Here is a 6,411-nt window from a genome sequence, read left to right as displayed (position 1 = left end):
AATGCAGAGGGATGGCAAACCTGCTGGCCCGAGTGAAACACTTCATGGATACCGTGTCTCCTTTCCCGGGGAATGGCTATGGCACAGCGAAGGTGTAGCACTATTGGGATCAGTTATTTAGAAAAGGGTCATGACGGGGATGATTTCTCGTGTGACCTTTTTTTTTGATGTGGTTTCAGGTGGTTAGCCTGCTTTCTTGCATCGTGTCGCGAACCGGAGACAGGGAGGGCTGGCCGTGAGGTGCCCCTTGCGGCAGTGGCGCAGGTCAGGGGGCTTTGTATAGTGCAGGGAAAAATAATCAATCATCAGGTTTGACAGGAGTACCCCATGAAAATGAAACCGTTTGGCATGAGCGCACTGGCGCTGCTGGGGGCGTTGCTGTTGGGCACAGGACAGGTGCAGGCATCCGAGACCCTCAATACCATTCTCGGCGGCGGAGCCGGCGGGGTGGCGGGCACCATGATCGGCAAGGAGCTGGGTGGCGACACCGGCGCCCTGGTGGGGGCAGCCTTGGGGGGCGCGGCCGGTGGTGCGGCCACGGCCAATAGGGGCAACAAGAACGAAGCTGCGCTCGGCGGCGCCGTCGGTGCCCTGGGCGGGGCTGCCATCGGCAAGAGTGTCGGTGGCAGCACGGGCCAGCTGATCGGCGCCGGTATCGGTGGTGCCGGTGGCTCCGCCATCGGAGCCAGGACCGGGGATGGTCACGAGAGCCGCGGCGATCGCTATTACGATGACAGGCGCTATCACAAGCACCACAAGAAACACAAAAAGCACCGCAAGCACAGATGGTATGACGACTGATGCCGCGGCAAGCTGATCGACAAAAAGGGGCCTTTGGCCCCTTTTTTGATCCCGCTGCCGGCCCGTGAGGGGCGGCGAGCGGCCTCTTACACCAGCCGGTGCTGGCGCCTGCCAAGGGAGAAGGCGTTGATGTTGTCGATGAGCTGATCCGCGAGGCGCTGCATCGACTCTTCGCTGGCCCAGGCCACGTGGGGAGTCAGGATGAAATTGGGGTAACGCAGGGCCTGCATCAGGGGGTGATCCGGAGGCGGCGGCTCGACACTCGCCACATCGAAACCGGCGCCCCCCAGACGGCGGTTGCCGAGGGCTTCGAGCAGCGCCTGCTCGTCCACCAGGCCGCCACGGCCCACGTTGATGAGCAGGGCGCCCGGTTTCATCAGGGCCAGCTCCCGCTCCCCGATGAGATGGCGGGTGTAGGGGGTGAGCGGGCAGTGCAGGCTGATCACATCCGAACTTTGCAGCAGGGCATCCAGGGGCAGTCTGTCGTCATCCCCCGGGGAGCCGACCTGGCTCTGGGCATAGTAAACCTCCATCCCGATGGCGCTGGCCCGCTGTCCCAGTGCCTGTCCCAGGGTTCCCTTGCCGATGATCCCGAGGCGCTTGCCATGCAGATCCGTGATGGGGTGGTCGAAGAAGCAGAACTGGCCGCTTTGCTGCCAGCGCCCCTCCAGCAGGGACTGGCGCCAGGCGAACAGGTTGCGCGACAGGGCGAGCATCAGGGCCATGGCGTGCTCGGGGACGGAAGGGCCCGAGTAGTTGCGGATATTGCACACGGCGACATTGGCGGCGCGGCACGCCTCCAGATCCAGGTTGTCGCTGCCGGTGGCGGCCAGAGCGATCAGGCGCAGTTCGGGCAGCTGGGCCAGTTCATCGGCCCCGATGCGCACCTTGTTGATGATGGCGATGCTGGCGCACTTGAGCCGCTCCACCACCTGATCCGGCGCCGTGGTCGGGTAGCTTTGCCAGTGATGGGGAAAATCGGGGCGGCGCAGATTGATGCCGGTGTCCAGGGTGTCGCTGTCGAGAAACACGATTTGCTGCATGAAGCCTCCTGCCATTGGTTCGGACATGATGCCAAACATGGAGGGCGGCTGACCAGCGCGGTGGCATCGGGTCAAGTCCGATGGGGAAGGCAAAAGGCGGGTGGCTGTGCCTCGGAGGGACTCAGATCCAGCCCAGGTGCGTCAGCCAGCCCTGGATGCGCCCCGGCGTCTCCTCCAGATCCATCAGGGCATAGGGGCGGTAGTTGAGCTTGTGGCTGCGGCGGCTCTCGCTTCTGCGGGCTTCGGCCGCCAGCAGGGGCCAGCGTCCTCCCTCCTCCTGATAGAGATCCAGGGTAGGGATGCTGCCCTGGGCTATCTGCTTGGCGAGGGTCTGGTTGCTCAGCTGGTTGGGGAAGAAGCCGTCGAGCAGCACCAGGGCATCGGGGGCGGGCAACTGTTCGCTGGCGATGAGGTTGGCGGCCCAGGCGGCGCTGGTACCCTGGGCCAGCAGCAGCTTGAAGCCCCCCTCCTGCAGCTTGGCATCCCCCAGCTTGCTGATGCGGGAGGCAAACTGCTTGCGAAAATCGTCGATGACCTGCTGTTTCTTCTCGGCGGCGGGGTCGAGCTCGGTCTGCTGCGGCGAGGGGAGCAGCAGCAGGGTATCGAAACCGAGGCGCCCCAGCTCCCGGGTCAGTTGCCACAGCTGGCCGCTGCGCTGCCAGTCGGGCAGCAGGATAACCAGACCCACGTAGTTGTCGCTGTCGTGCTTGGCAAACAGTACCTGTTGCTTGTCCACCCTGGTGCTGTCGGGTATTCCCTGCCAGTCGCTGCTCTGCCAGTAGTCGGGGGGAACCAGGGGGGCTGGATCCGGGGCGGCGCCTGACGGTGCCTGCCCGGCGCCGTGGGCGGCAAAAGCAAGCAGGGTCAGCAGCAGATAGGGGCGAAATGTCATGGGGGATCCTCCAGCACTCCCTCATAGCGGCCTCGCCGGGGGTTTCTTTAGGGCAAGGGGGCACATCGGCATCGGCGGTGGCGAAGAGGGTCTGACCGGCGGGCCGGGCACGGGCCCGGGATTGTTCCAAATGGCAAAGCATTCCCGGTTTTGATTGTTCCATCCTGTGACCCATACATGGTTCAGTAAGGGCAGGCAGACAGGGGGCCGGGGCATGTCGTCACTGGCCGCAGGCGGAGAATTCTCCCCCCCTGTCTCGTCAGAACGAGAGATTCACCCTCACTTTCCATCGACAGGGAGCGTTATCGCCATGAGCACCTTGGTTCACTTGCCCATCCTCGACCTGAGGCAGCTGGATGCCTCGCCCGACGCCCGGGCCGATTTTCTGGCATCGTTGCGCGATGCCGCGAGAGAGACGGGATTTTTCTACCTGACCGGCCACGGCATCGATCCCGAGCTGCAACAGGAGGTGCAGCAGCTGTCGCGGGCCTTCTTTGCGCTGCCTCTGGCGGCCAAGCAGCAGGTCGCCATGATCCACTCTCCCCATTTTCGTGGCTACAACCGACCGGGGGCGGAGCTGACCCGGGGTCAACCCGACTGGCGAGAGCAGTTTGATATCGGTGCCGATCGCCCAGCCTTGCCGCGCGCGGCGGGCGACCCACCCTGGTGGCGGTTGCAGGGGCCGAATCAGTGGCCGGAGGCGCTGCCGACACTGCAACCCGTGCTGACGCGCTGGCGTGGGCAGATGACCCGCATGTCCCGTACCCTGCTCGGGGCTTTTGCCGAGGCGCTCGCACTGTCGCCAGATGCCTTCGATGCCCTGCACGGAGAGCGTCCCAACGAACATATCAAGCTGATCCGCTATCCCGGTGAGCGGGGCGCCACCCAGGGGGTCGGTCCCCACAAGGATTCGGGCTTCCTGAGCTTCCTGCTGCAGGATGACCAGCCCGGCCTGCAGGTGGAGGTGGCGCCGGATCACTGGATCGACGCGCTCCCGCTCCCTGGCACCTTCGTGGTCAACATCGGTGAGCTGCTGGAGCTCGCCAGCAACGGCTACCTGCGTGCGACCGTGCACCGGGTGGTGCCGTCGGCGCCGGGGCAGGAGCGTCTCTCCATCGCCTTCTTCCTGGGGGCCCAGCTCGACGCTGTGGTGCCCGTCTATCCGCTGCCCGAGGCACTGGCCCGTGAAGCCAGGGGGCCTGCCACCGACCCGCACAATCCGCTGCTGCGGGAGGTGGGCTGGAACTACCTCAAGGGGCGGCTGCGTTCCCACCCTGACGTGGCATTGCGCCACCATGCCGATCTGTTGCCGGCGCCCCGGGCGCTGGCGGTCGGCGAAACCACCCATTGATTGCATGGCAAGGAGCACAAGATGAACAAGCACGGACTGTTTTCCCTGAGCGGCCTGGTATTGGCCCTCGGACTCTCTCTCTCCGCCCAGGCAGCCCAGGCGCTGCGGGTTGCCGCGGATCCACTGCCCCATGCGGATATCCTCGGCGAGGTGAAACGCCAGGACCCTTCGCTGGATCTGCAGGTGATCGAGCTCAGCGGCGGCATCAATGCCAATGCCCTGTTGGTGGCGGGTGATGTGGATGCCAACTACTTCCAGCACGTCCCTTACCTGCGGGATCAGGAGAAGGCGCTCGGCACCGAGCTGGTGGTGGCCGCGACCGTACACGTGGAGCCTCTTGGCATCTATTCGAAGAAGTTCAAGCACTTGAAGGAGGTACCGGAAAAGGCGGTGATAGCCCTGCCCAACAATGTCACCAACCTGAGCCGGGCCCTCTATCTGTTGCAGCACGAGGGGCTCATCACCCTCAAGGCCGGCCATGAAGATCCGGCGCGGGATCTGGCGACGGTGCACGATATCGCCACCAACCCCAAGGCGCTCAAGATCCTGGAGATCGAGGCGCCGCAGCTGCCGCGCTCCCTTGACGACGTGGATCTGGCGGTGATCAATGGCAACTATGCCCTGGAGGCGGGGCTGGAGCCTGCTCGCGATGCCCTGGGGCTGGAGAGCGCCCAGAACAATCCCTACGCCAACATCCTGGTGACCACCCCGGCGCTCAAGGATGATCCGCGGATCCGCCAGTTGGCGCGGGATCTGGAGTCCAGGGCGATCGCCGACTTCATTCGCAAGAGCTACAAGGGGTCGGTGATCCCGGTGGCCGGGCGGCAGTCATGATAGTGCTGGAGGGGCTCGGCAAGCAGTACCCGGGGCACGGGCAACCCGCTCTGGAGGGGGTGTCGCTCGAGATTCCGGATGGGGCCATCTACGGCATTCTCGGGCGCAGCGGCGCGGGCAAGAGCACGCTCATTCGTTGCCTCAATCTGCTGGAGCGGCCAAGCCGGGGCCGCATCCTGTTCGATGGCCGCGACATCACGGCCCTGGAGGGGGCGGCCTTGCGCCGCCACCGTCAGGGGACCGGCATGATTTTCCAGCACTTCAATCTGCTGCACGCCCGCAGCGTGGAGGAGAACGTGGCGGTCCCGCTGGAAATCGCCGGAGTGGCGCGCCGGGAGCGGGCGGCCCGGGTCAGCGAGCTGCTGGAACTGGTGGGGCTTGGCGAGCACCGTCGCGCCTTTCCCTCCCAGTTGTCGGGAGGGCAGAAGCAGCGAGTGGGCATCGCCCGCGCCCTGGCCGCCAATCCGCGCCACTTGCTCTGTGACGAGGCGACCAGTGCCCTGGATCCGGAGACCACGGAGTCGGTGCTGGCGCTGCTTGCCGACATCAACCGCCGCCTCGGGATCACCATAGTACTCATCACCCACGAGCTGGAGGTGGTCAGGGCCATCTGCGATCACGCGGCATTGCTTGAACGGGGTCAGCTGGTGGAAAGCGGCGCTCTGGGCACCCTGCTGGCCAACCCCGACTCCCGCGTGCGGCAGGCCCTGTTGCCGGATCCCGAGATCCTGCGACGTTTCATGGCGCGTCACGGAGTCACAGAGGAGGTGCGTTTATGCAGAGTCGCCTGAGTGTCGATGCCTTGCTCGAACTGATGTATCAGGGGTCGCTTGAAACGCTCTACATGGTGGGAGTGGCAGCCGTCTTCACCCTGCTGCTGGGGCTGCCGACCGGGGTGCTGCTGGTGGTGACCCGTCCCGGGGGCGTGCTGCCCTTGCCCCGTCTCAACATGGTGCTGGGGATCGGTATCAACATAGGGCGGTCGCTCCCCTTCGTGGTGCTCCTGATCGCCCTGATCCCCCTGACCCGGCTGGTGGTCGGCACCTCACTGGGCAGCACCGCCGCCATCGTTCCCATTACCCTGGGGGCCTTCCCCTTCTTTGCCCGGGTGGTGGAGAGCGCCCTCGATGAGGTGGACAAGGGGCGCGTCGAAGCCGTGCTGGCCATGGGGGGCAGCGGCTGGCACGTGGTCGTCAAGGCGCTGCTGCCCGAGGCCTTGCCGGCGCTGCTGGCCGGACTCACCCTGACGGTGGTGATGCTCATTGGCTTCTCCTCCATGGCAGGGGTGGTCGGTGGTGGCGGGCTCGGGGATCTGGCGATCCGCTATGGCTACCAGCGCTTTGATGACAAGGTGATGGCAGGGACAGTGGTCATGTTGCTGCTGCTGGTGCAACTGGTACAGGGGGTGGGGGACAGGCTGGTGCGGGCACTGGCCCATCGCCGCTAGGGGCACGGCTTCTCATCAGGCCGGCCGTGAGGTGCCAGCCAAT

General features: G+C 65.2%; 7 protein-coding genes. 5 read left to right on the top strand and 2 right to left on the bottom strand.

Features of this window, described 5'->3' with window-relative positions:
* Nucleotides 1-327: 327 nt before the first annotated feature.
* Nucleotides 328-801: a YMGG-like glycine zipper-containing protein gene (locus ACNPAA_RS15350; protein WP_270836088.1), complete on the top strand. Its 474-nt coding sequence runs from the start codon at nt 328-330 to the stop codon at nt 799-801.
* Between the two features lie 86 nt (nt 802-887).
* On the opposite strand, the gene ACNPAA_RS15345 is transcribed toward ACNPAA_RS15350, so the two are convergent.
* Both ACNPAA_RS15345 and ACNPAA_RS15340 read right to left on the bottom strand, forming a co-directional pair.
* The gene (locus ACNPAA_RS15345) at nt 888-1,844 is read right to left on the bottom strand and encodes a D-2-hydroxyacid dehydrogenase (protein ID WP_048207117.1); all 957 of its coding nucleotides are present in this window, start codon (nt 1,842-1,844) and stop codon (nt 888-890) included.
* A 121-nt stretch (nt 1,845-1,965) separates the two neighbouring features.
* The gene (locus tag ACNPAA_RS15340; RefSeq protein ID WP_039041094.1) at nt 1,966-2,736 is read right to left on the bottom strand and encodes a DUF3530 family protein; all 771 of its coding nucleotides are present in this window, start codon (nt 2,734-2,736) and stop codon (nt 1,966-1,968) included.
* 310 nt (nt 2,737-3,046) lie between these two features.
* On the opposite strand from ACNPAA_RS15340, the gene ACNPAA_RS15335 reads away from it, so the two are divergent.
* Genes ACNPAA_RS15335 through ACNPAA_RS15320 form a run of 4 tightly spaced genes read left to right on the top strand, consistent with a single transcriptional unit; the run spans nt 3,047 to nt 6,368 of the window.
* A complete protein-coding gene (locus ACNPAA_RS15335) occupies nt 3,047-4,087 on the top strand; it encodes an isopenicillin N synthase family dioxygenase (protein WP_039041093.1) in 1,041 nt (346 codons plus the stop codon).
* A gap of 21 nt (nt 4,088-4,108) precedes the next feature.
* Nucleotides 4,109-4,921, top strand: coding sequence for a MetQ/NlpA family ABC transporter substrate-binding protein (locus ACNPAA_RS15330; RefSeq protein ID WP_143237191.1), 813 nt, complete (start codon nt 4,109-4,111; stop codon nt 4,919-4,921).
* Nucleotides 4,918-5,712, top strand: coding sequence for a methionine ABC transporter ATP-binding protein (locus tag ACNPAA_RS15325; protein ID WP_010673786.1), 795 nt, complete (start codon nt 4,918-4,920; stop codon nt 5,710-5,712). The genes ACNPAA_RS15330 and ACNPAA_RS15325 overlap by 4 nt, the downstream gene beginning before the upstream one ends.
* A complete protein-coding gene (locus tag ACNPAA_RS15320) occupies nt 5,697-6,368 on the top strand; it encodes a methionine ABC transporter permease (RefSeq protein WP_010673787.1) in 672 nt (223 codons plus the stop codon). The genes ACNPAA_RS15325 and ACNPAA_RS15320 overlap by 16 nt, the downstream gene beginning before the upstream one ends.
* The last annotated feature ends 43 nt before the right edge of the window (nt 6,369-6,411 follow it).

It is taken from the genome of Aeromonas sp. PS2Canimalfood6 (assembly GCF_048276795.1).
Classification (GTDB): Bacteria; Pseudomonadota; Gammaproteobacteria; order Enterobacterales; family Aeromonadaceae; genus Aeromonas; species Aeromonas caviae.
Note: the sequence above shows the minus strand (reverse complement) of the source record. Positions and strands in the feature narration are given on the sequence as shown.